The sequence below is a fragment of the Rhizobium sp. AG207R genome (genome assembly GCF_027109195.1).
GTDB lineage: Bacteria > Pseudomonadota > Alphaproteobacteria > Rhizobiales > Rhizobiaceae > Rhizobium > Rhizobium dioscoreae.
This window is the reverse complement of sequence record NZ_JAEPVT010000004.1, coordinates 138,346-158,205: the sequence shown is the minus strand read 5'-3', so window position 1 is coordinate 158,205 and position 19,860 is coordinate 138,346. Positions and strand designations below refer to the sequence as shown.

Below are 19,860 nucleotides of genomic sequence, written 5' to 3'. Positions count from 1 at the left end.
CTTCCAGTTGGTCATTTACTTCATCAATGCGGATCGCACGTCGGTCAACGCAAAATCATCTCCGACATAGAGCAGAGGGGCTGAATGTCGTTTGGCAAGAGCATAGGCGAAGCAATCACCGAAATTCAGGCCGCCTCGCGTGCCGAAACCCTTGCCGTATTCCACACGGGCCTTCATCGCGGCTCGCGCGAGATCTTCATCTATCGAGGCAATCTCGATGCGGAATTCGGTTAAAAATTCATCCAGATCGGCAATCGCTTCATGCCGGTCTCCCTCTTTGATCCTGCCCGCCATGACTGTTCCGGCCTCGACGTAATTCACAGCCGATATGAGACGCTGAGCGTCCGTCTGAAGGGCCATCATGCAGTCTGGAGCTTCCGCCTCCTCGAACATGATCGCAATGATGGCAGACGCATCAACGATCATCATCGGGGGAAATCGAGGTCTTCAGCTGTGTCGCCGACCGCTTCATCCCATTCCTGTTTCGTGACGGGCCGGCGGTCGTAGCGGCTGGCGCGCCCGCGAACGAAATCTCTCATGCGGGCAATATAGTCGCCCTCCGCCTCCTGCTTGGCGCGCAGCCGTTCAAGCCGCTCGCGCATGGCCTGGGTAATGGCGTCGGTCATGGTTTCGCCGGTCAGGCGGGATAATTCCCGCGCCAGCCGATCCGCTTCTTCGGTCTTGATGCTCAACGCCATGGCCGCGATCTTTCTAGATGAGTGATCTAGATAGCACGCATATATCGCTTCTTCAATGCAAAAGGGTCCCGATCAAGTTGAGCCCGGTCAACACGTAAGCCAAATTGACTTCTTGATTCTGATGCGACCAAGCCTCTGTTCAGTTTTCACACAACGACCGGCACTTGCGCGCCGTCCATGCTGATCACGACGCCGGTGACATAGCTTGCTTTGGCCGAACTCAGGAAAGCAACGACATTGGCAATGTCGGCGGGGTCTGCCATGCGGCCGATCGGAATACGCTTCAGCGCATCGACTAGCGCCTCCTTCTCGGTCGAGCCGGAAGCCTTCGCGGCTGCTTTGAGACCCTCGGCGACTCGATCCGTTTCGGTGAGGCCGGGGTTGAGGCCGACGACGCGCACACCTTTGCCGGCATAGGCGTTAGCAAGCCCGACGCTCGCGAGCATCAGGGCGGCATTGGCCGATCCTCCGGCCAAATGGACGGGCGAGGCGACCTTGCCGCCGTTGCCGATGATATTGATGACGGTACCTGAGCCGCGTGTGCCCATGCGCTTGATGACGGGATCGATCACATTGATGTAGGAAAAGTATTTCGCATCCATCGCAGCGCGCCAGATGGCGGGCGTCAGCTTGTCGGCGGGCGTGCGCGCTGCGGCACCGGCGCTGTTGACGAGGATGTCGATCGGGCCGATTTCCGTTTCGACCTTGTTCACCACGGCAAGCGCCTGTTCATCGGAGATCAGGTCGGCGGCATAGCCGCGCGCACCAGGAAGCCGGGAAAGCGCGGCGTCGATATTCGACTGTGAGCGCGAGCAGATCGCAACCCGTGCACCTTCCTGCAGGAAGAGTTCAGCACAGGCGAAGCCGATGCCCTTGGAGCCGCCCGTGATCAGAACGACTTTATCCTTGAGGCCGAGGTCCATGGAATGTCTCCGGTATGATTTGCTTGGATCGCCAAGCTACGTCCCGAAATCACCACCGTACAGGGTCGCGGTCGTCACAGCTTGGTTACCGGAGCGCGATCTTATGAAAGACGCTTGGCCTTCAGCACGGAAACGGCCGTCTCGCTGTTATGGACATAATCGTTGGCATCAGGCTGACGCTGCACCAGGAGAATGAACAGCAGGTCGGTCAGCATCAGCTGTGCATCGCGGGCGGTAATCGCCGACGAGCGCACGCGATCCTCGTCGCCGACGGTATGGAGGCAGATATCGGCGACGCGGGCAAGCGGATTATCCTGCAGCCCGGTGACGGCAATGACGGTTGCCTGGCGCTGGCTTGCCAGCTCCGCAATCCGCAGTGTCTCGATGCTGGCGCCGGAATAGGACAGCGCAAAGAGCAGGTCGTCAGGCCCAAGCGTCGATGCATTGGCCATCTGCACATGGCTGTCGCTGTCATGCAGCACGTTACGGCCGAGCTTCATCAGCTTATAGGAAAAGTCGCGCGCGACCAGCGACGAGGCGCCGACCCCGGCCAGATGGATGCGCCGGGCATCATGAAGCGCCTCGAGCGCCTTTTCGATATCGGCTTCGTTGTTGACGGAAATGGTCTGCTGCATGGCCTGCATCTTGCTGCCGAGCAGCTTCTGCAGGATTGTGAGATAGCCGTCGCCCACTTCGATCGTGCCGTGGATCATGCCGGCCGGCGCCTGCCATTCCTGCGCTTTCGCCTCGCTGACGGCCAGCTTCAGCTCTTGATAGCCGGCATAGCCGAGTTTCTGGCTGAATTTCACGACGCTCGACTGGCTGCGGCCCGTTTCAACAGCAAGTGCTGCGGAAGAAAGGCGCAGCATCTGGTCGGGATTGTCGATGATGAACTGACCGATCTGGCGATCGGCGGGGGCCATGCTTTCCAGCTGCGCGCTGATTTTCTTTAAGATCGACATTTGTCCCTTCGAGCCGTCAAGGCCGCTTTACCCACCCACACGAGCGCACCAAAAATAGCATCCGGTTCAAGCTCGGCAATCTCGCTTCGTGCGATCGGACGTTATCACAGCAGGTTGGAATAAAAAATTCCAAATCTGGTTGACAGCATGGAATGACCGATTAGTCTTTGGGGGAAACGCGTGAAGGACTCGTGGCGTCCTTACCTTTTCCTCGACGGATTTTCATCATGGACAGACTTCGCATCTCCGGCGGCAGACGGTTGCAGGGCGCGGTGACCATCGCGGGTGCCAAGAACGCCGCCTTGCCGCAGATCGCCGCAGCGCTTTTGAGCCCGCATCCGCTGGAGCTCACGAACCTGCCCGCCGTCAGCGACGTCGAGAATATGCTCGGCGTTATTGCGCTGCACGGCGCCAAAATCACTCGCGGGCCGCACGGCACAACGATCGATGCGAGCGAAATCGTCTCGAAAGAGACGTCCTACGATACGGTCAGGCGCATGCGGGCGACCGTTCTTGTGCTGGCGCCGCTGCTAGCCCGCTTCGGCCATGCGCGTGTTTCCCTTCCGGGCGGCTGCGCCATCGGAGCCCGGCCCGTCGATATGCATATCAAGGCGCTGGCGACTTTGGGCGCCGATATCGCGATCGAAAGCGGCCTGATCGTCGCCTCGGCGCCGAATGGGCTGAAGGGCGCGCGGATCGTGCTGAGCTCCCCATCCGTCGGCGCGACGGAGACGGCCATAATGGCCGCCTGCGCGGCCAAGGGCGAAACCGAGATCCTGAATGCCGCCCGTGAGCCGGAGGTGGCTGATCTCGCGGCTTGTCTTTGCGCCATGGGTGCGCGGATCGAAGGAGCCGGCACACATCGTATTCTCATCGACGGCGACACCAGCTGGCGCCCTGCCAAGCATCACGGTATTCCCGACCGAATCGAGGCGGGAACCTATGCCGTAGCGGCTGCGATCACCGGCGGCCAGCTCGAGCTCATTCATGCGCGGTTGGAAAATCTGGCCTCGGTCGTCCAGGCGCTCGAAGCCATGGGTGTCAGCGTCTGGCCCAGCGACCGAGGCCTTGTCGTCTCCAGGGATGGCCCACTCAAGGGAGCCGATATCACCACCGAACCCTATCCGGGTTTTCCAACTGATCTGCAGGCGCAGTTCATGGCTCTGGCCTGCTGCGCCGAAGGCGCGTCGTTGATCCGCGAAACGGTATTCGAAAACCGTTTCATGCATGTGCCGGAGCTGACGCGGCTCGGCGCCAACATCACCCTGCAGGGCACGACGGCACTGGTGCGCGGCGGGGCGCCGCTCAAGGGCGCGCAGGTGATGGCGACGGACCTCAGGGCATCCGTGTCGCTGGTTCTCGCCGCCCTCGTGTCCAAGGGCGAAACCATCGTCAACCGCGTCTATCATCTTGATCGTGGCTATGAGCAGCTTGATCGCAAATTGCGTCTCTGCGGTGCCGATATCGAACGGCTGACATCATGACCGCCCCATCGGAAAACGCTCCCTATTTCCTCGGCATCGATGGCGGTGGCACCGGCTGCCGGGCTCGCATCGAGGATGTCGAGGGCACGGTTTTAGGGCAGGGATTGTCCGGGCCGGCAACGACCCGGTTAGGGATTGACGAAGCGTGGGCATCGATTTCGCGCGCCTTCGATGCCGCTATCGAGGAGGCGGGGCTGAGTGCCTCCGATCTTGGGCGCATCCATGTCGGTGTCGGGTTGGCCGGGATCGGCCGCAAAGGCGCCCTTGCCGCGCTGAAGGCGATAGAACACCCCTTCGCCAGTATCGATTTCATCAGCGACGGGGAGGGCGCCTGCCTCGGCGCCCATTCCGGTCGCGATGGTGCCATCGTCATTGCCGGGACGGGCTCCATCGGGCTCGGTCTCGTCGAAGGCCGGCAATTGCGGGTCGGCGGCTATGGTTTTCCGATTTCGGATGAGGGTAGTGGCGCTTATCTCGGTCTGAAAGCGGTTCAGCTTGCACTGCGCGCGCATGACGGTCGCGAACAGAAGACCGCATTGCTGGCCGAAATCATGCAGCGCTTCCAGAACGATCCGATGGAGGCGGTCGCCTGGATGGACCGGGCTTCGGCCACGGACTACGCGGCTCTTGCGCCCATGGTCCTGCGACATGCCGATCAGGGCGATGCCGCCGCACGGCGAATCGTGCAAAGTGCGGCCGGCCATATCGATACGCTGGTTCGCACCCTGTTCGAAAAAGGTGCACCGCGCGTCTGCCTGCTCGGCGGTCTCGCAAGTCCACTTGAACCGTGGCTCTCGCCCGATGTACGCCGCCGCTTGAAACCCATCGATGGTGACGCCGTATCCGGTGCGATCATTCTGGCAAGACGAGCTGTTTGCGGTCGTACTGAATGATTGCGGGCATACAATAAACGTCTTTCTCTTCCCCCTTGATTCCGTCGACGGCAGGTCCTATTTTGACTATATATGGTCATTTTCGATTGAGGGCCGTGATGTCAACAATTAGCGTAGCAGAAGCAAAGGCAGGCTTTGCCAATCTGGTCGATGAAGCTGCCAATGGTGATTTTGTCACCATTACGCGCCACGGGAAGCCCGCTGCCGTACTTGTGTCGGTCGAAGCGGCAGAGGCCGCAAAGAAGGCTTTGGAGAAGCCAAAGCCGAATTTCGGGGATTTCCTGCTCACCTTTCCCGGTGGTGTCGATCTAGATCGAAACTCGTCAAAAATGAGGGACGTTGATCTGTGACAGGGTACCTGCTCGATACGAATATTATCAGCAGGTTTGCACCGGATAAGGTGCCGCCCTCCGATGCCATCCGGATCTGGTTCCACAGTCAGGGCGAAGCCGATGCGCTCTTTCTGTCGGCCATGTCTGTCTCGGAGACCGAAAAGGGAATACGCTCTCTTCATCGCCGTGGCGCGACTGAGCGAGCCAAGCGTCTCTCTGACTGGCTCAATTTCATCATGGACAGTTTCAGTGATCGTATCCTACCCATGGATACGGTGGTTGCGCGGATCGTCGGCGCTCTGGAAGACGATGCCCTGAGCAAGGGTCACAATCCCGGCCTCGGCGACATTATCATTGCAGCGACGGCGCGGGCTTATGACCTGACCGTCATTACCGAGAACTTGCGGCACTTCCAGCCGCTCGATGTATCGGCTGATCTTCCGGCGGTTTTCAGATCGGAATGATCGCTATCTCCACAATGAATAGCAACCAGCGCGACGATGGCGACCTCCTCTACGATTAAGCTGACCGAGCCGCAGCGCTAGCTAACGCAGTCGGCAAATTACACATGCCGCTGTGTGCTGCCTCGCATAATCGCAGTGGTGAATTTGCGTGGCAGAAGTGGAATATTTTATTCCTTTGTAGATTGACGAAAGGAATAATCAGACATAGTGTTAACCAAGGTAAACAGGGAGTGGGCAGGAAGCGAAGCCGAAAAAGGCCGTCCGAGCCCAGGCTGAATTTGATCGGCCGTCTGACTGAAAGCCGACCCTTGCTGCGGTGTGTTCGATATTAGAATGATCGAACTTGCCCCTGCGAGCTATTGATATCGAAGCGTTATTTCGCGAGCAGGCCCATGACAGAACAGACGTTGATATCCGAACTGGAACAATTGGTTTCCGAAGGGCGCAATCCGAATACGATGCATATCGATCTATTGCCGACTTTCGATATCTTGCGTGAAATCAATTATGAGGATCAGACGGTGCCTCTCGCCGTCGAGAAGGTCATTCCGGCGATTGCCGCCGCCGTCAATCAGATCGTCGCCGCCTTCCAGAAGGGCGGACGGCTGATCTATATGGGGGCCGGCACCAGCGGCCGTCTCGGCGTTCTGGATGCCTCCGAATGCCCGCCCACCTTCAGCGTGCCGCCGGATATGGTCATCGGATTGATTGCGGGCGGCCCGGATGCGCTGCGCCGTTCGATCGAAGGCGCGGAGGACGATCCGGTACAGGGGCGTCAGGCGCTGGAAGAGATCAATCTCACCAAGGATGATGTGGTCGTCGGCATCGCCGTCAGCGGCCGCACACCCTATGTGATCGGCGGCCTGAACTATGCCAAGAGCATTGGCGCTTTCACGGTCGCACTATCCTGCAATCCCAATTCCATCATCGCCGGCATCGCTGATCTGGCGATCTCGCCTGTTGTCGGCCCGGAAATCCTGACCGGCTCGACCCGTCTGAAATCCGGCACGGCACAGAAACTCATTCTCAACATGCTGACGACGGCGAGCATGATCCGCATCGGCAAGAGCTATCAGAACCTGATGGTCGACGTCAGCGCCAGCAACAAGAAGCTGGTGGCGCGCGCTTCGCGCATCGTCATGCAGGCGACCGGCTGTACGCAGCAGGAAGCGCGCCGTGTGCTCGACCTGACCGGCAATGACGTCAAGCTAGCCATTCTCATGGAAATTACCGGGATGGGCATTGAAGAAGCCCGCGTGGCATTGCAAAACGCTGATGGATTCCTGCGCAAGGCCATCAACGCCAGGACTGCTTGAGACAACCGTCGCAGCTAACCGCGACGGCAATCAATGGCCAAAATCGGCCGGGGACATTTAAAAAATTTGGAGGACTGAAAGTGGAAGGGAATTTTGGAAAGAAGCTGATTTCAGGCGTGGCGCTGGTCGTGGGGATCGGTCTGGCGACGGTTGCGATGCCTGTGGAGGCAGCGACGTTGCGCATGGCATGGTCGCAGGACGCAACCGGTCTCGATCCGCATAAGCAGACCGCCTTCTCCTCCATCCGCCTGCTGGAGCTGATCTATGAGCCGCTGGTTCGCCTGGACGGCAATCTGCAGATCGTGCCCGGTGTCGCTGAAAGCTGGCAGTTCTCGCCCGACGGCAAGCAGTTGACCTTCAAGCTCAACGCAAAGGCCAAATTCCAGAACGGCGCAGCCCTCACGTCGGCCGACGTCAAGGCTTCCTTTCAGCGCATTCTCGATCAGGCGACCGGTGCCGTCGCCCGCGCGAACTTCCTGTCGATCGCAAGTATCGATACGCCCGATGCCACAACCGTCGTCTTCAACCTGTCGCAGCCCGACGTCCCGCTTCTGACGGCCATGACGAGCCTCAACGCTGCCATCGTACCGGCAAGCGAGATTTCCGCCGGCACTATCGGCACCAAGGCGACCGGTTCCGGGCCCTTCAAGCTTGACAGCTGGGTTCCGAACGCCAAGGAAGTCTTGAGTGCCAATAAGGATTGGGCAGGCGGCGCCACCGGCGTCGACGGCATCAACATCAGCGTGCTGCCGGATGAAACCGCGATCCTTGCCTCGCTCCGCACCGGCCAGATCGATTTCGCGCTTCTGAACGATCCGCTCGTCGCAACGCTTGTGCCGAAGGAGTCGAAGCTGCAGCTCACCCGCACGCCGGTGCTCTCCTACAACGTTCTGCAGCTCAATCCCTCGCGCAAGCCGATGGATCAGTTGGCCGTGCGCCAGGCGATCTCGTGTGCCATCGACCGCAAGGATGTGATGGACACCGCAGCTCTCGGCGAAGGCAAGGTGACCGGGCCACTGACGATGCCGCTCTATGCGACCGATCCCAGCAAGCTCTTCTGCTACACGCGCGATATTGCCAAGGCGAAGAAGCTGATGGCCGATGCCGGCTTTGCCAACGGCTTTTCGGCGACTGTGATCGCCGCAACCGGCGAGCCGCCGACGGCCACGGCCGAGGCGCAGGTCATTCAGTCGCAGCTCGCCGAAATCGGCATCAAGCTCGATATCAAGGTGATGGAACTCAACGTCTATGTCGACACCTGGCTGAAGGGCAATTTCGACATGGCGGTGGCACTTAATGGCGGCAGTGCCGACCCTTATTCAATGTATAACCGTTACTGGACCAAGACCGGCAACCTGCAGAAGGTCGCCAACTATATCGATGATACGCTGGATAGCCTGATGCAGAAGGGCCGCGCCGAAACCGATCCGACCAAGCGCAAGGAGATCTTCGCCGAGTTCGAAAAGCATCTTGCCGAAGTCTCGCCCTGGATCTGGCTCTATACGGCCTACGGCTACACGGCCGAGCAAAAGAACGTCGAAGGCTTCGTGCCGACGCCGACCGGCTCGCTGTTCGGTCTGAGCAAGGTTTCGATTAAGTAACGACGATCGGGAGCTAGAGCATTTCCTTTTCAAATGACATCATGGAAGTGCTCTATCTCTTTGTTTTTACGCAATTTCGGCCGTAAATTTACGTCTTGGTTCAGCTGAAATTGTTCTAGAGGAATTATAATGTCGTATCTGACGCGCCGGTTGATGACATTCCCGCTGATCATGCTGGGCGTGTCCATCTTCGTCTTCGTCGCCATCCGGCTGGTGCCGGGCGATGCGATCACGGCGATGCTCGGAACCAATGCGGGCCTGCTGACGCCGGAACAGCGGCAGGCCCTTGCTGCCTATTTCGGCATCGACCAGTCCTGGCCGATCCAGTACTGGCATTGGCTGCTCGGTGTATTCCAAGGCAATCTCGGCATATCCGTCACCTACGGAAAACCAGTGCTCGACATCATCCTGGAGCGCTTTCCGCTGACGCTCGAGCTTGCTTTGCTTTCCATGGTGATCGCGCTTGCCGTCGGCCTGCCGGCGGGCGTCTTTGCCGCCACCCGCAATGAAAAACTGTCCGATCTTGCGGTGCGCATCGTCGCCATGGTCGGGCAGTCCACGCCGAACTTCGTTCTCGGGCTGCTGCTGATCTATGCCTTGTCGGCGGGATTTGGCGTGTTGCCGACTATGGGCGCCTTCACACCCCTTTGGGAGAACCCGCTCGAAAATCTCGGCCAGATGATCCTGCCCGCGCTGACGCTCGGTTTTGCTTTCGCCGCGTCGGTGACGCGCGTGGTGCGCTCCGCCATGCTCGATGTCCTGAGCGATGATTATGTCCGCACCGCCCGCAGCCGTGGCGTGCCGGCGCGCGGCGTCATCTGGCGGCATGCTTTGCCGAATGCATTGATCCCGGTGGTGACCCTGAGCGGCGTCGAATTTGGCTATCTGCTTGGCGGTGCTGTCCTGGTCGAGCAGATCTATGCCCTGCCCGGGCTGGGGCGCATGGTGCTCGATGCCATCCTGCAGCGTGACTATGCGCTGGTGCAGGGAAGCGTGCTGTTCATTGCCTTCAACTTCATGATCGTCAATCTGCTTGTCGATCTCGCCTATGTCGCGCTCGATCCGCGCGTTCGGCTGGGAGAAGGCTGATGCGGATCATCAGAGCCATCTTCGGACATATGAGCGGGCGGATCGGCGGCGTCATCGTCCTCATCTATATCTTGCTTGCCATCCTCGGCACGCTCGGGGTCACGCCGCACGATCCACTGACGCAGAATAGGATCGACAGGCTGCATCCGCCGAGCCTCACCTATTGGATGGGCACGGATCTCTTCGGCCGCGATGTCGCAAGTCGGTTAATGCACGGTATCGGCGAATCCTTCACCGTCGCCTTCTTTTCCGTCGCCGTTGCTACCCTGATCGGCACCGTGCTTGGCTTAACCGCCGCCTGGTCTGGCAAGCGCTGGGATGGCGTCATCATGCGTACCATGGATGTGCTTCTCGCTTTCCCTGCGATCCTGCTCGCGTTGCTCATCATCGCCATCGTTGGCCCCGGTACCTGGACAAGCGTTGCCGCAATCGCGATCGTCTATACGCCGATCTTCACCCGCGTCGTGCGCGGCCCGGCTCTTTCCTTGAAAGGACGCGATTTCGTCGATGCCGCCCGCACCTTCGGCAGCAGCCGTTCCTATATCCTGACGCGGCATCTTCTGCTCAATCTCGTCGCACCCTTGACCGTGCAGGTGACGCTGGCGCTTGCCTGGTCGCTGCTGACGGAAGCGGGCCTCAGCTTCCTCGGCCTGGGAACGCAGCCGCCGTCCTCTTCGCTTGGCCTGATGCTGAGCGACAGTCGCAATCTTATGGAAACGGCGCCTTGGCTGCTGATCTTCCCTGGCGTGACCATCATGATCTCCATCCTCGGCTTCAACCTGCTCGGCGATGCCCTGCGCGATATCCTTGATCCGAAGATGCGGAGGGCGACGGTATGACACCGCTTCTTTCTGTCTCTGATCTCAGCGTCGGCTTCGGACGCAACCCGGAGACCAAGCCCATCGTTCGCGGTGTCAGCTTCGATCTTGATGCCGGCGAGACGCTGGCAATCGTCGGCGAAAGCGGCTCGGGCAAGTCGGTCACCGCACTTTCGATCAATCGTCTCGTCGATTTCGGCGGTGGCCGCATCACCGGCGGCTCGATCCGCCTGAAACGTGCCGATAACAGCATCCTCGATCTGACCAAGGCGAGCGAAGCGGAACTGACGAAGATCCGTGGTGCCGAAATCGGCATGATCTTCCAGGAGCCAATGACCTCCCTCAACCCCGTCCTGACCATAGGTACGCAGATCGAGGAATCCTTCCGGCTGCATCGCGGCCTGACGGGGAGTCAGGCGAAAGCGGCGGCCAGGGACGCCTTGGATCGCGTGCGCATTCCGGATGCCGCGCGGCGCTTGACCTATTGCCCGAACCAGCTTTCCGGCGGTATGCTCCAGCGCGTGATGATTGCAACCGCGCTTGCTTGCAATCCACGTCTTCTGATTGCTGACGAGCCGACGACGGCGCTCGATGTCACCGTACAGGCGCAGATCATGGCGCTCCTTGCCGAATTGAAACGCGAAACCGGCATGTCGATGATCTTCATCACGCATGATATCGGCCTCGTCGCCGGTATTGCCGATAAGGTGATGGTGATGCAGGCAGGCCAGGCGGTTGAGCAGGGCGAGCTTAATCAGATCCTCGATCATCCAACCCATCCCTATACCCGCCATCTGCTGCATTCGGTTCCCCATTTTTCGTCCGGACAGGCGGCACGCGCCGATTTTCAACGGGACGAGGTGTCGTCCCAGCCGGCATTGAAGGTCGATGGCTTGACCGTCCGTTTTCCGGTCAAGGGCGGCCTCCTTCGGCGGTCGAGCGGCGCCGTTCATGCCGTCGAAGGCGTTGGTTTTGACCTGATGCCGGGCGAGACACTGGCAATCGTCGGCGAGAGCGGATCGGGTAAATCCACCACAGCCCGCGCGATCCTCGGATTGGTGAAATCGACCCGCGGCACCTTTACGACGAATAGCGGCAAGGCGGCGGATCGCACGAGCGCGGTGCAAATGGTTTTCCAGAACCCATACGCTTCGCTCAATCCGAGACTGCGCATCGATAGCATCCTTGCCGAACCGGTGATCGCCGCGGGCGCGCGGGTTTCCGCCGAAACCCGCGAGCGAATGGTCATGCTGCTCAAGCGCGTAGGCTTGCCAGAAAACGCGCTGGAGCGCTATCCGCACGAATTTTCCGGGGGCCAGCGGCAAAGACTATGTATTGCGCGCGCTTTAATGCTGAATCCGTCAGTGCTTGTGCTGGATGAAGCTGTGTCCGCGCTCGACGTATCCGTTCAAGCTCAGGTTCTCGAATTGCTGATCGAACTTCAGCGCGAATACGGGCTCGCCTATCTGTTCATCTCGCACGACATGGCTGTCGTGGAGCGCATCGCCCATCGCATCGCAGTGATCTATGCCGGGCAGATCGTCGAGATCGGTGATGCCGCCTCGGTCTTGTCGGAACCCAAGCATTCCTATACCAGGCGGTTGATCTCGGCGGTCCCGACGGTTGCGCGGCGGAGGGAAAACTTCACGCTCGACACTCGTCAGGTTCCGTCCCTGGTGCGCCCCTTGGGCTTCGAGCCGGCCATTCCCGAGTGGCGCCGCTTTGCGCCGGATCACATCGCGCTGGCAGAAGCCTGAGCGGGCCGAGGAGAAGCGAGATGGCAGCGAGGGGGAGCATGCAGTTTCAAGAGCGTTTCGATCGGGCCTTCGCGCCGATCGAGCAGTCGGTTGCGGCGGCGCGCATCCCCGGCGGTGTGCTTGGCATTGTCGATCTCGACGGTATCAGACAGGTCCGCGCCGTCGGTTCGGCGCAGAAGGTGCCTGATGTCAGGCCGATGCTTCCAGATACCTGGTTCGACCTTGCATCCCTCACAAAAGTCATTTTCACCACACCGCGTATTCTTGCTCTGGCAGAGGCCGGCACGATCGACCTCGATGCTCCCTTGATCGAACTCCTGCCCGATCTGCGCCAGTATAGTGCCGAGGCCTGGGAGCGAAAGGTAACATTCCGCCAATGCCTCGGCCATCAGACGCCGTTCCCGGCGGTCGAGCCGATCTACACCTATGGCCGCGACCCAGAGCTTCTGCGCGCCTTCATCCTGCAGCGCGAATGGCGCGCCGGGCCGCCCGTCTATTCCGACATTAACTTCATTCTGCTTGGCCTCGCGCTGGAGCGGCTGAATGGGAAGACAATCCGCGCCATGGATCCCGGGCCGGGATTTGCCTTCTCCGCGCCGCCGGAATTAGCTGCTGCAACGGAAGACTGCACCTGGCGTCACCGTGTTCTGTCGGGCGAGGTCCATGACGACAATTGTTCGGCATTGCAGGGTGCCGGCCATGCCGGCTTGTTCGGAACGGCGGATGCGATCCTCGACTTCGCAAAGGGGCTGCTGGATGGCAACGGCGCACCGGCCCGCTCGATCACCCTGATGCGAACACCGCTTTCGGCAACGCGGACCCATGGCTGGGAACGGCCCCATGACGGTTGGCATGGCGGTGCTCTCTGCTCGTCCGGCACGATCGGTCATACGGGGTTTACCGGCGTGGCCCTCTGGGTCGACTTCGACAAGGGCCGAGCCTGGACCCTTCTTACCAACCGCATTCACCCGACGCGCCACTTCGACAGCGGCATTCTGGCGCTCCGTCAGGCCGTCAGCGATCTCGTCAACGCAGCATAGGAGTCTGACCATGGAACCAATCTGGGCAGTCGGTCTGATGACCGGAACCGTCCTCGACGGCAATATCGATGTCGCCATGCTGAAGACGGACGGCGAGCGCGTCGAGGAATTCGGCCCCTATGTTTTGGCCCCTTATCCCAGCTGGATTCGAGAACTGCTGGAAGAGACGCTGCGGCAGGCGCGCGCATGGAATTTCGAAGGACCTGAACCGGCGATCTTCAAGGCGGCCGAGGAAGCCTTGACGCGAGCACAGTCGGAAGCCGTGAAGGAACTCGTGGAAAGCAACGGCATGACGATGGCAGACATCGGCGTCGTCGGCTTCCATGGCCAGACCGTCTTGCATCGCGCGCCGCAGAAGGACCGGCTGGGGCAGACGCGCCAGCTTGGCGATGGCGAGCTGATGCGGTCCATTCTCGGCACCAAGATCGCCTATGATTTCCGCTCGGCCGACATGCGCGCCGGCGGCCAGGGCGCGCCGCTTGCTGCTGCCTATCATACCGCGCTGCTGCGCGGGGCGGGTGCAGCAGGAGAGGCGGCCATTCTCAATCTCGGCGGCGTTGCGAATGTCACATGGTGGGATGGAGAGGGCAATTTCGTTGCTTTCGATACCGGCCCGGCCAATGCGCCGCTCAACGATTTCATCAAGTCGCACGGGCTTGGCGAGATGGACCGCGACGGTGCGCTTGGAGCTGCCGGCAAGGTCGATGAGGCACGGCTCGAGCGGCTGCTGCAGCACCCCTATATGACTGCACCCTATCCGAAATCGCTGGATCGTTTCGATTTCGGTGCCGCCATGGCAGATGGCCTCGGCCCGGAAGATGGCGCCGCCACGCTTTCGGCCTTCACGGCAAGCGCCGTCGGCAAGGCGCTGGACCTGCTGCCGCGCAGGCCCACTAAGGTCGTCGTCAGCGGCGGCGGCCGACACAATCCGACGATCATGTCGATGCTGAAGAGCCGGGCCGGCGTCGAGCCGATCTTTGCCGAGGATCTCGGCTGGCGCGGCGATGCTGTCGAGGCCGAATGCTTTGCCTTTCTCGCCGTACGCGTTCTGCGTGGCCTGCCGATCAGCTTTCCTGGCACGACGGGCGTGCCGGCGCCGATGCGCGGCGGACGCCTTGCGGAGTAACAGCCTGCGCGTTGGCTGTCGCGCGAGAGGTTTTCGCTTCCGTCCATCGATGATATGAAGAGGCCGCGAATTTGCGATCGGTTGGTGTCGGACGGATATCGCTTAAATGGCAGGCAGGCATTACCGAGCAGGCTTCTTCGGCATCATCGTCGCTTTTGCGATCGCATTTTCCATTGACGGTTTTGCTTTCAGACCCGCGAGAGCTCAACCGGAATGGACTGTCGCACCACCTGTCTGCATTTCGGGGCCGCTGACGACGGAGACGGGCCAAACGCTGTGCCTGCGCAAGGACAGCTACAATCGCGATCTCTGCACCGCCATCGAATATTTCGCGCATGCCAACCGTCTGCCGCCGGATTATCTGGCACGGCTCGTCTGGCGCGAAAGCCTGTTTCGCTCCGATGCCGTCAGTCCCAAAGGCGCGCGCGGTATCGCGCAGTTCATGCCGGGAACAGCGAGGCTGCGTGGCGTGCGCGACAGCTACGATGCGCTTGAAGCGCTCGGCAAGGCGGCAACCTATCTCGATGAATTGCGGGGCCGCTTCGGCAATCTCGGGCTTGCGGCGGCTGCCTATAATGCCGGCGAGGGCGGTCTTGCCAATTTCCTGAATTCGGGCGGGCTTCCCTATGAGACGCGCAACTATGTGAGCGCGATCACCGCCCACAGTGTCGAAGAATGGCGCGATGATCCGCCAGATATAGCAGCCCCCGTGCTGGATAAGAGCAAGCCGTTTGTCGATTCCTGCGTCGCCCTTGCTCAGAGCCGACGCCTGAAACCCATTCCGTTGGAGCAGGAGCGGCCGTGGGCGCCCTGGGGTGCGCAATTGGCCGAGCATTTTCAGCTGGATGCCGCTCGCCGTCTGTTTACCGCAAATATCCGGAAGCTGCCGTCACCGCTGAATTTGGAGAAGCCGTTGATCGTGCGGCAGCGCAATGCCGACTTCGGTCGCCGGGTCCGTTATGCGGCGCGCATTCCGCGGCAAACGCGGGAGGAAGCGGATGCCGTTTGCACGCAGGTCCGGCAGCAGGGCGGCAGTTGCCTGGTTTTTAAGAACTGAGTTTGGGGCGCGTCAATACCTGCGTCATTTGCGGCCGGCGCGTATCGATTGTTTTGTCAAGTGCCTATTGGTAGCGCTTTACTCTCTCCTGCCGCCCGCTTATTCGTTAGAGATCGGCATTTGGGAGGAAGCCGTTTGGGTAGCCAAAGGAGCGTATGATGACGCAGAAGCGTGAAGTCCCCGGTATCCGTCCCTATAATAGCCCAGCTGGCGGTTGGGGAGCCCTGAAGGCAACCGCCAAGGCGGTTCGCGACCAGATGGATGTCACCGAGGCGCCGGGCCTTCTCCTGCGCACCAACAAGCCCACGGGCTTCGATTGCCCTGGCTGTGCCTGGCCCGACAAGGAACACACCTCCACCTTCCAGTTCTGTGAAAACGGCGCCAAGGCGGTCACCTGGGAAGCGACGAACAAGCGCGTGACGCCGGAATTCTTCGCCGAACATACGGTCAGCGAGCTTTTGACCTGGAGCGATTATGAGCTCGAAAATGCCGGCCGGTTGACCCATCCGATGGTCTACGACCACGCATCCGATACCTACCGGTCGATTGCCTGGGAAGACGCCTTTGCCCGCATCGGCGACGTCATGCGCAGCCAGCCCGATCCGGATATGGTCGAGTTCTACACATCCGGCCGTGCCTCCAACGAAGCGGCCTTCCTCTTCCAGATCTTCGCGCGTGAATACGGCACCAACAATTTCCCCGATTGCTCGAACATGTGCCATGAGGCGACCAGCGTCGGCCTGCCGCAATCGATCGGCATTGGCAAGGGCACCGTCTCGCTCGACGACTTCGATGAATGCGATCTGATCATCTCCATGGGGCACAATCCCGGCACAAATCATCCGCGCATGATGGGTACGTTGCATGGATGCTCGCGCCGCGGCGTGCCGATCATTGTCTTCAACCCGCTGAAGGAGCGGGCGTTGGAGCGTTTTGCCGATCCGCAGGATCCGATCGAGATGGGAACCTTCAGCTCGACCCGAATCGCGTCGTCCTATTATCAGGTGAAGATCGGCGGCGATGCCGCCGCGCTCAAGGGAATCATGAAAGCGGTTCTGGCGCTGGCCGAAACATCACCTGAAGTCCTCGATCATGCCTTCATCGCCGAACACACCACCGGCTTCGAAGCCCTTGTTGCCGATATTAACCGGACTGAGTGGGCCGATATCGAGCGGGTCTCCGGGCTCGCCCGCGCTGATCTGGAACGAGTAGCGGAGATCTATGCCAAGTCGAAGGCCACGATCGTCGCCTACGGAATGGGCATCACCCAGCATGCCAAGGGAACCGCGAATGTGCAGCAGATCGCCAATCTCTTGTTGCTACGCGGCAATTTCGGCAGGCCTGGTGCCGGCATCTGCCCGCTGCGCGGCCATTCCAACGTCCAAGGCAATCGCACCGTCGGAATTACCGAGAAGCCGACGCCGGCTTTGATCGAGGGCATCGAACGTGCCTTTGGCTTCACCGCGCCGGCTCATCATGGTCACGATGCCGTCGCCGCCATGCAGGCTATGGCGGAAGGGCGCTCCAAGGTGCTCATCTGCCTCGGCGGCAATTTCTCGATCGCGCTTCCCGATCCGGAACTCTGCGCGCAGGCGATGCGCAAGCTCGATCTCGCCGTTCACATGAATACCAAGCTCAATCGCTCCAATCTGCTTATTGGTAAGGAATCCTTCCTGTTCCCCGTACTTGGCCGCACTGAACAAGACGTTCAGGCTACCGGTGCGCAATCGGTGACGATCGAAGATTCGATGTCGATGGTACATGCGTCGCGCGGACGGCTGAAACCGGCCTCCGACCAGCTGCGTTCGGAACCTGCGATCGTCGCGGGAATAGCGCAGGCGACCCTGCCGAACAGCAAGGTTGCCTGGATGGAGCTCATCACCGACTACGATCTGATCCGCGACAAGATCGAAATCGTCTATCCGGATTTCGCCGACTATAACGAGCGCATCCGCGTGCCGGGTGGCTTTCGCCTGCCGATCGGACCGACCGAGCGCGTCTGGAAGACGCCGTCCGGCAAGGCAGAATTCAAGCTCTTTGATGGTCTGAACGAAGATATCTCGCTTTCGGATGGAACTATCCTCAAGCTCGCTACAATCCGCAGCCACGACCAGTACAATACGACGATCTATGGGCTCGATGACCGCTATCGTGGCGTCTTCGGCCGCCGCGACATCCTGTTCATGAACGACAAGGATCTGAAAGCAAAGGGCCTGGAGCACGGCGATCTGGTCGAGATCGAAACGGCGCTCCCATCGGGTGCCAAGCGATTGCTGAAGCTGACGGCGATTTCCTACGATATTTCCGAGGGCTCCGTCGCTGCTTATTACCCGGAGGCAAATTGCCTGATCCCGATCGACTATCAGGACAAGGAAAGCGGCACGCCGTCGTATAAATCCGTTCCGGTGCGGGTCAGCAAGGCGGCATAGTTTCGTTTTGCCTTCTAGCCGTCTTTTGCCATCTTGATGGCTGACTATCCTGTGGCTATGTTAGTTGGAACAGGAGACAGATATGGCTGAACCACAACTATCCGTTCGCAGTGCTCGAGCACGTGACCTCGCGCATCGCCTTGCGCGGCGTGAAAACCGGACGATCGCCGATGTCGTCGAACGAGCATTGGAAGCCTATGAAATTCGCGAGGCTGGTCGCGAACCCGCATCGTCTTTCTATGCTCGAATGGCGATGAGGGATGATGATGATATCGACCTCGAATCCGTCATTCGCGATGGGCGTCAACCCAATCACGGTATTGATCTGTGATATTTCTGGACACGAATGTCATCTCCGAAACTTTCCGGAAACTGCCTGACGAGGCTGTGATATCGTGGCTTGGTCGGTATGATGCGGAGATAGCACTTTCCACTGTGGCTATTGCTGAAATCGCCTTTGGTATTCAAAAGATTGCTCCCGACCAGAGGGCTGCCCGGCTTGAGCAGAGATTATCTGAATGGCGCCATCGTTTCGCGGATCGGATCTTCGGTCTTACCGAAGAAGCCGCATTAGACTACGGCGAGCTAATGGGTGCAGCGAAGAGGCAAGGACGACCAATGTCGACGGCGGATGGCATGATTGCAGCCATCGCCCGCGTAAATGGCGGACGTTTGGCCACTCGCAATCTGTCCGACTTCCGTGAGACTGGGCTGGATCTGATATCTCCTTGGGAATTCTAGTCCGCTTGCAATGGTGACGACCTTTCCGGCATATGTGCGGTTGCTCGAGAAGACAGCTACCGCAGCCGTCCTCCCTGCTTGTCGAAATAGCGCCGACGTTCGGGCGGGCAATGCAGATGGAGCGTGTCGCCGCGCTCTATCTCCGGTCCGTCGCGATATTCAGCGATGATCGCCTGGCCGTCCTCTGTCTGGCAGTAGAGATAGCGTGTGCCGCCCAGATATTCGGTGACGTCGACCGTCACCCGCACGGCATCGTCGGCATTTGACGCGACGACGAAATGTTCAGGGCGCATGCCAAGCAGAATCGTTTCGCCCGCCGATGGCTTGGTCTGTGAAAGGTCAACCTTGATGCTGTCGTTTCCGACCTTTGCCGTCCCGTCATCCGACCATGTCGCGCCGATCATGTTCATCCTTGGCGAGCCGATGAAGCCGGCCACGAAACTGTTAGCCGGGTCTTCATAGACCTCGCGCGGAGTGCCGACCTGCTCGATCCGGCCGTCCCTCAGCACGACGATCTTGTCGGCGAGCGTCATCGCCTCGGTCTGGTCATGGGTGACATAGATCATCGTATTGCCGAGTTCCCGGTGAAGCCGGGCAATTTCAATGCGCATGGAGACGCGAAGTTCCGCGTCGAGGTTGGAGAGCGGCTCGTCGAAGAGAAAGACATCCGGCTCGCGAACGATGGCGCGGCCGATGGCGACACGCTGGCGCTGGCCGCCGGAAAGCTGTCCCGGGCGGCGGTCGAGGAGATGATCGATCTTGAGGATCGCGGCGGCGGAGCGCACGCGTCTTTCGATTTCGGATGCATCGGTCCGGGCCATTTTCAGCCCGAAACCGAGATTGTCGCGAACGCTCATATGCGGATAGAGCGCATAGGACTGGAAGACCATGGCGATGCCGCGCTCGGACGGATCGAGATCGGTGACGTCCCGGCCCTTGATGGCGATCTCACCGTCGGTCACCTCCTCCAGCCCGGCAATCATGCGCAGCAGCGTGGATTTGCCACAGCCGGAGGGGCCGACAAAGACGACGAAAGCGCCTTCCGGTATGTCGAGATCGATGCCATGAATGACCTCCAGCCCGCCGAAACTCTTGCGGACGCCGGTCAGGCGCATACCGTTCTTCGTCAT

20 protein-coding genes are annotated in these 19,860 nt (G+C 60.1%); 15 read left to right on the top strand and 5 right to left on the bottom strand.

Features of this window, described 5'->3' with window-relative positions:
• Positions 1–15: 15 nt before the first annotated feature.
• The 4 genes from JJQ51_RS10790 to JJQ51_RS10775 form a co-directional block, all read right to left on the bottom strand.
• Positions 16–429, bottom strand: coding sequence for a type II toxin-antitoxin system VapC family toxin (locus JJQ51_RS10790; protein WP_113354396.1), 414 nt, complete (start codon positions 427–429; stop codon positions 16–18).
• Positions 426–698 carry a type II toxin-antitoxin system VapB family antitoxin gene (locus tag JJQ51_RS10785; RefSeq protein WP_113333209.1) on the bottom strand — a complete coding sequence of 91 codons (273 nt, stop codon included), beginning with the start codon at positions 696–698 and terminating at the stop codon, positions 426–428. The genes JJQ51_RS10790 and JJQ51_RS10785 overlap by 4 nt, the downstream gene beginning before the upstream one ends.
• 146 nt (positions 699–844) lie before the next feature.
• Positions 845–1,621 carry an SDR family oxidoreductase gene (locus JJQ51_RS10780; RefSeq protein ID WP_145634068.1) on the bottom strand — a complete coding sequence of 259 codons (777 nt, stop codon included), beginning with the start codon at positions 1,619–1,621 and terminating at the stop codon, positions 845–847.
• A 101-nt stretch (positions 1,622–1,722) separates the two neighbouring features.
• Positions 1,723–2,583, bottom strand: coding sequence for a MurR/RpiR family transcriptional regulator (locus tag JJQ51_RS10775; protein WP_113354398.1), 861 nt, complete (start codon positions 2,581–2,583; stop codon positions 1,723–1,725).
• Positions 2,584–2,810: 227 nt separating this feature from the next.
• On the opposite strand from JJQ51_RS10775, the gene murA reads away from it, so the two are divergent.
• The 15 genes from murA (at position 2,811) to JJQ51_RS10700 (ending at position 18,730) form a co-directional block, all read left to right on the top strand.
• On the top strand, positions 2,811–4,067 hold the full coding sequence (murA, locus tag JJQ51_RS10770) for a UDP-N-acetylglucosamine 1-carboxyvinyltransferase (protein ID WP_113354399.1): 1,257 nt from the start codon (positions 2,811–2,813) through the stop codon (positions 4,065–4,067).
• Complete coding sequence (locus JJQ51_RS10765) at positions 4,064–4,960, top strand: N-acetylglucosamine kinase (protein WP_113354400.1); 897 nt, start codon at positions 4,064–4,066, stop codon at positions 4,958–4,960. Before murA ends, JJQ51_RS10765 begins: the two co-directional genes overlap by 4 nt.
• Positions 4,961–5,058: 98 nt before the next feature.
• Positions 5,059–5,310 (top strand): type II toxin-antitoxin system Phd/YefM family antitoxin, encoded by a 252-nt coding sequence (locus tag JJQ51_RS10760; protein WP_095436838.1) that lies wholly within the window; start codon positions 5,059–5,061, stop codon positions 5,308–5,310.
• Positions 5,307–5,756 (top strand): type II toxin-antitoxin system VapC family toxin, encoded by a 450-nt coding sequence (locus JJQ51_RS10755; RefSeq protein ID WP_113354401.1) that lies wholly within the window; start codon positions 5,307–5,309, stop codon positions 5,754–5,756. Before JJQ51_RS10760 ends, JJQ51_RS10755 begins: the two co-directional genes overlap by 4 nt.
• Before the next feature lie 392 nt (positions 5,757–6,148).
• Positions 6,149–7,072: an N-acetylmuramic acid 6-phosphate etherase gene (gene murQ / locus JJQ51_RS10750; RefSeq protein ID WP_113333215.1), complete on the top strand. Its 924-nt coding sequence runs from the start codon at positions 6,149–6,151 to the stop codon at positions 7,070–7,072.
• A gap of 155 nt (positions 7,073–7,227) precedes the next feature.
• Positions 7,228–8,673, top strand: coding sequence for an ABC transporter substrate-binding protein (locus JJQ51_RS10745; RefSeq protein WP_233788594.1), 1,446 nt, complete (start codon positions 7,228–7,230; stop codon positions 8,671–8,673).
• Between the two features lie 129 nt (positions 8,674–8,802).
• A complete protein-coding gene (locus tag JJQ51_RS10740; protein WP_145634074.1) occupies positions 8,803–9,762 on the top strand; it encodes an ABC transporter permease in 960 nt (319 codons plus the stop codon).
• Entirely contained in the window at positions 9,762–10,601 is an 840-nt protein-coding gene (locus tag JJQ51_RS10735) for an ABC transporter permease (protein WP_113354404.1), read from the top strand. Before JJQ51_RS10740 ends, JJQ51_RS10735 begins: the two co-directional genes overlap by 1 nt.
• Positions 10,598–12,337: an ABC transporter ATP-binding protein gene (locus JJQ51_RS10730; RefSeq protein WP_145634076.1), complete on the top strand. Its 1,740-nt coding sequence runs from the start codon at positions 10,598–10,600 to the stop codon at positions 12,335–12,337. Before JJQ51_RS10735 ends, JJQ51_RS10730 begins: the two co-directional genes overlap by 4 nt.
• A 20-nt stretch (positions 12,338–12,357) precedes the next feature.
• Complete coding sequence (locus JJQ51_RS10725; protein WP_145634079.1) at positions 12,358–13,377, top strand: serine hydrolase domain-containing protein; 1,020 nt, start codon at positions 12,358–12,360, stop codon at positions 13,375–13,377.
• A 10-nt stretch (positions 13,378–13,387) separates the two neighbouring features.
• Positions 13,388–14,503 (top strand): anhydro-N-acetylmuramic acid kinase, encoded by a 1,116-nt coding sequence (locus JJQ51_RS10720; RefSeq protein ID WP_145634081.1) that lies wholly within the window; start codon positions 13,388–13,390, stop codon positions 14,501–14,503.
• Positions 14,504–14,609: 106 nt separating this feature from the next.
• Positions 14,610–15,560 carry a lytic transglycosylase domain-containing protein gene (locus tag JJQ51_RS10715; RefSeq protein ID WP_145634083.1) on the top strand — a complete coding sequence of 317 codons (951 nt, stop codon included), beginning with the start codon at positions 14,610–14,612 and terminating at the stop codon, positions 15,558–15,560.
• A 158-nt stretch (positions 15,561–15,718) separates the two neighbouring features.
• Positions 15,719–17,989: an FdhF/YdeP family oxidoreductase gene (locus JJQ51_RS10710; RefSeq protein ID WP_145634085.1), complete on the top strand. Its 2,271-nt coding sequence runs from the start codon at positions 15,719–15,721 to the stop codon at positions 17,987–17,989.
• An 82-nt stretch (positions 17,990–18,071) separates the two neighbouring features.
• The gene (locus tag JJQ51_RS10705) at positions 18,072–18,320 is read left to right on the top strand and encodes a type II toxin-antitoxin system VapB family antitoxin (RefSeq protein WP_113354409.1); all 249 of its coding nucleotides are present in this window, start codon (positions 18,072–18,074) and stop codon (positions 18,318–18,320) included.
• The gene (locus JJQ51_RS10700) at positions 18,317–18,730 is read left to right on the top strand and encodes a type II toxin-antitoxin system VapC family toxin (RefSeq protein WP_113333224.1); all 414 of its coding nucleotides are present in this window, start codon (positions 18,317–18,319) and stop codon (positions 18,728–18,730) included. Before JJQ51_RS10705 ends, JJQ51_RS10700 begins: the two co-directional genes overlap by 4 nt.
• A 56-nt stretch (positions 18,731–18,786) precedes the next feature.
• Here the strand turns inward: JJQ51_RS10700 and JJQ51_RS10695 are convergent, their stop codons facing one another.
• Positions 18,787–19,860 carry an ABC transporter ATP-binding protein gene (locus tag JJQ51_RS10695; RefSeq protein ID WP_145634087.1) on the bottom strand — a complete coding sequence of 358 codons (1,074 nt, stop codon included), beginning with the start codon at positions 19,858–19,860 and terminating at the stop codon, positions 18,787–18,789.

Coding starts and splice junctions, on each gene's coding strand:
- JJQ51_RS10790 (WP_113354396.1), bottom strand. CDS start 429: ATGATGATCGTTGATGCGTCTGCCATCATTGCGATCATGTTCGAGGAG.
- JJQ51_RS10785 (WP_113333209.1), bottom strand. CDS start 698: ATGGCGTTGAGCATCAAGACCGAAGAAGCGGATCGGCTGGCGCGGGAA.
- JJQ51_RS10780 (WP_145634068.1), bottom strand. CDS start 1,621: ATGGACCTCGGCCTCAAGGATAAAGTCGTTCTGATCACGGGCGGCTCC.
- JJQ51_RS10775 (WP_113354398.1), bottom strand. CDS start 2,583: ATGTCGATCTTAAAGAAAATCAGCGCGCAGCTGGAAAGCATGGCCCCC.
- murA (WP_113354399.1), top strand. CDS start 2,811: ATGGACAGACTTCGCATCTCCGGCGGCAGACGGTTGCAGGGCGCGGTG.
- JJQ51_RS10765 (WP_113354400.1), top strand. CDS start 4,064: ATGACCGCCCCATCGGAAAACGCTCCCTATTTCCTCGGCATCGATGGC.
- JJQ51_RS10760 (WP_095436838.1), top strand. CDS start 5,059: ATGTCAACAATTAGCGTAGCAGAAGCAAAGGCAGGCTTTGCCAATCTG.
- murQ (WP_113333215.1), top strand. CDS start 6,149: ATGACAGAACAGACGTTGATATCCGAACTGGAACAATTGGTTTCCGAA.
- JJQ51_RS10745 (WP_233788594.1), top strand. CDS start 7,228: ATGCCTGTGGAGGCAGCGACGTTGCGCATGGCATGGTCGCAGGACGCA.
- JJQ51_RS10740 (WP_145634074.1), top strand. CDS start 8,803: ATGTCGTATCTGACGCGCCGGTTGATGACATTCCCGCTGATCATGCTG.
- JJQ51_RS10735 (WP_113354404.1), top strand. CDS start 9,762: ATGCGGATCATCAGAGCCATCTTCGGACATATGAGCGGGCGGATCGGC.
- JJQ51_RS10730 (WP_145634076.1), top strand. CDS start 10,598: ATGACACCGCTTCTTTCTGTCTCTGATCTCAGCGTCGGCTTCGGACGC.
- JJQ51_RS10725 (WP_145634079.1), top strand. CDS start 12,358: ATGGCAGCGAGGGGGAGCATGCAGTTTCAAGAGCGTTTCGATCGGGCC.
- JJQ51_RS10720 (WP_145634081.1), top strand. CDS start 13,388: ATGGAACCAATCTGGGCAGTCGGTCTGATGACCGGAACCGTCCTCGAC.
- JJQ51_RS10715 (WP_145634083.1), top strand. CDS start 14,610: ATGGCAGGCAGGCATTACCGAGCAGGCTTCTTCGGCATCATCGTCGCT.
- JJQ51_RS10710 (WP_145634085.1), top strand. CDS start 15,719: ATGACGCAGAAGCGTGAAGTCCCCGGTATCCGTCCCTATAATAGCCCA.
- JJQ51_RS10705 (WP_113354409.1), top strand. CDS start 18,072: ATGGCTGAACCACAACTATCCGTTCGCAGTGCTCGAGCACGTGACCTC.
- JJQ51_RS10695 (WP_145634087.1), bottom strand. CDS start 19,860: ATGACGAAGAACGGTATGCGCCTGACCGGCGTCCGCAAGAGTTTCGGC.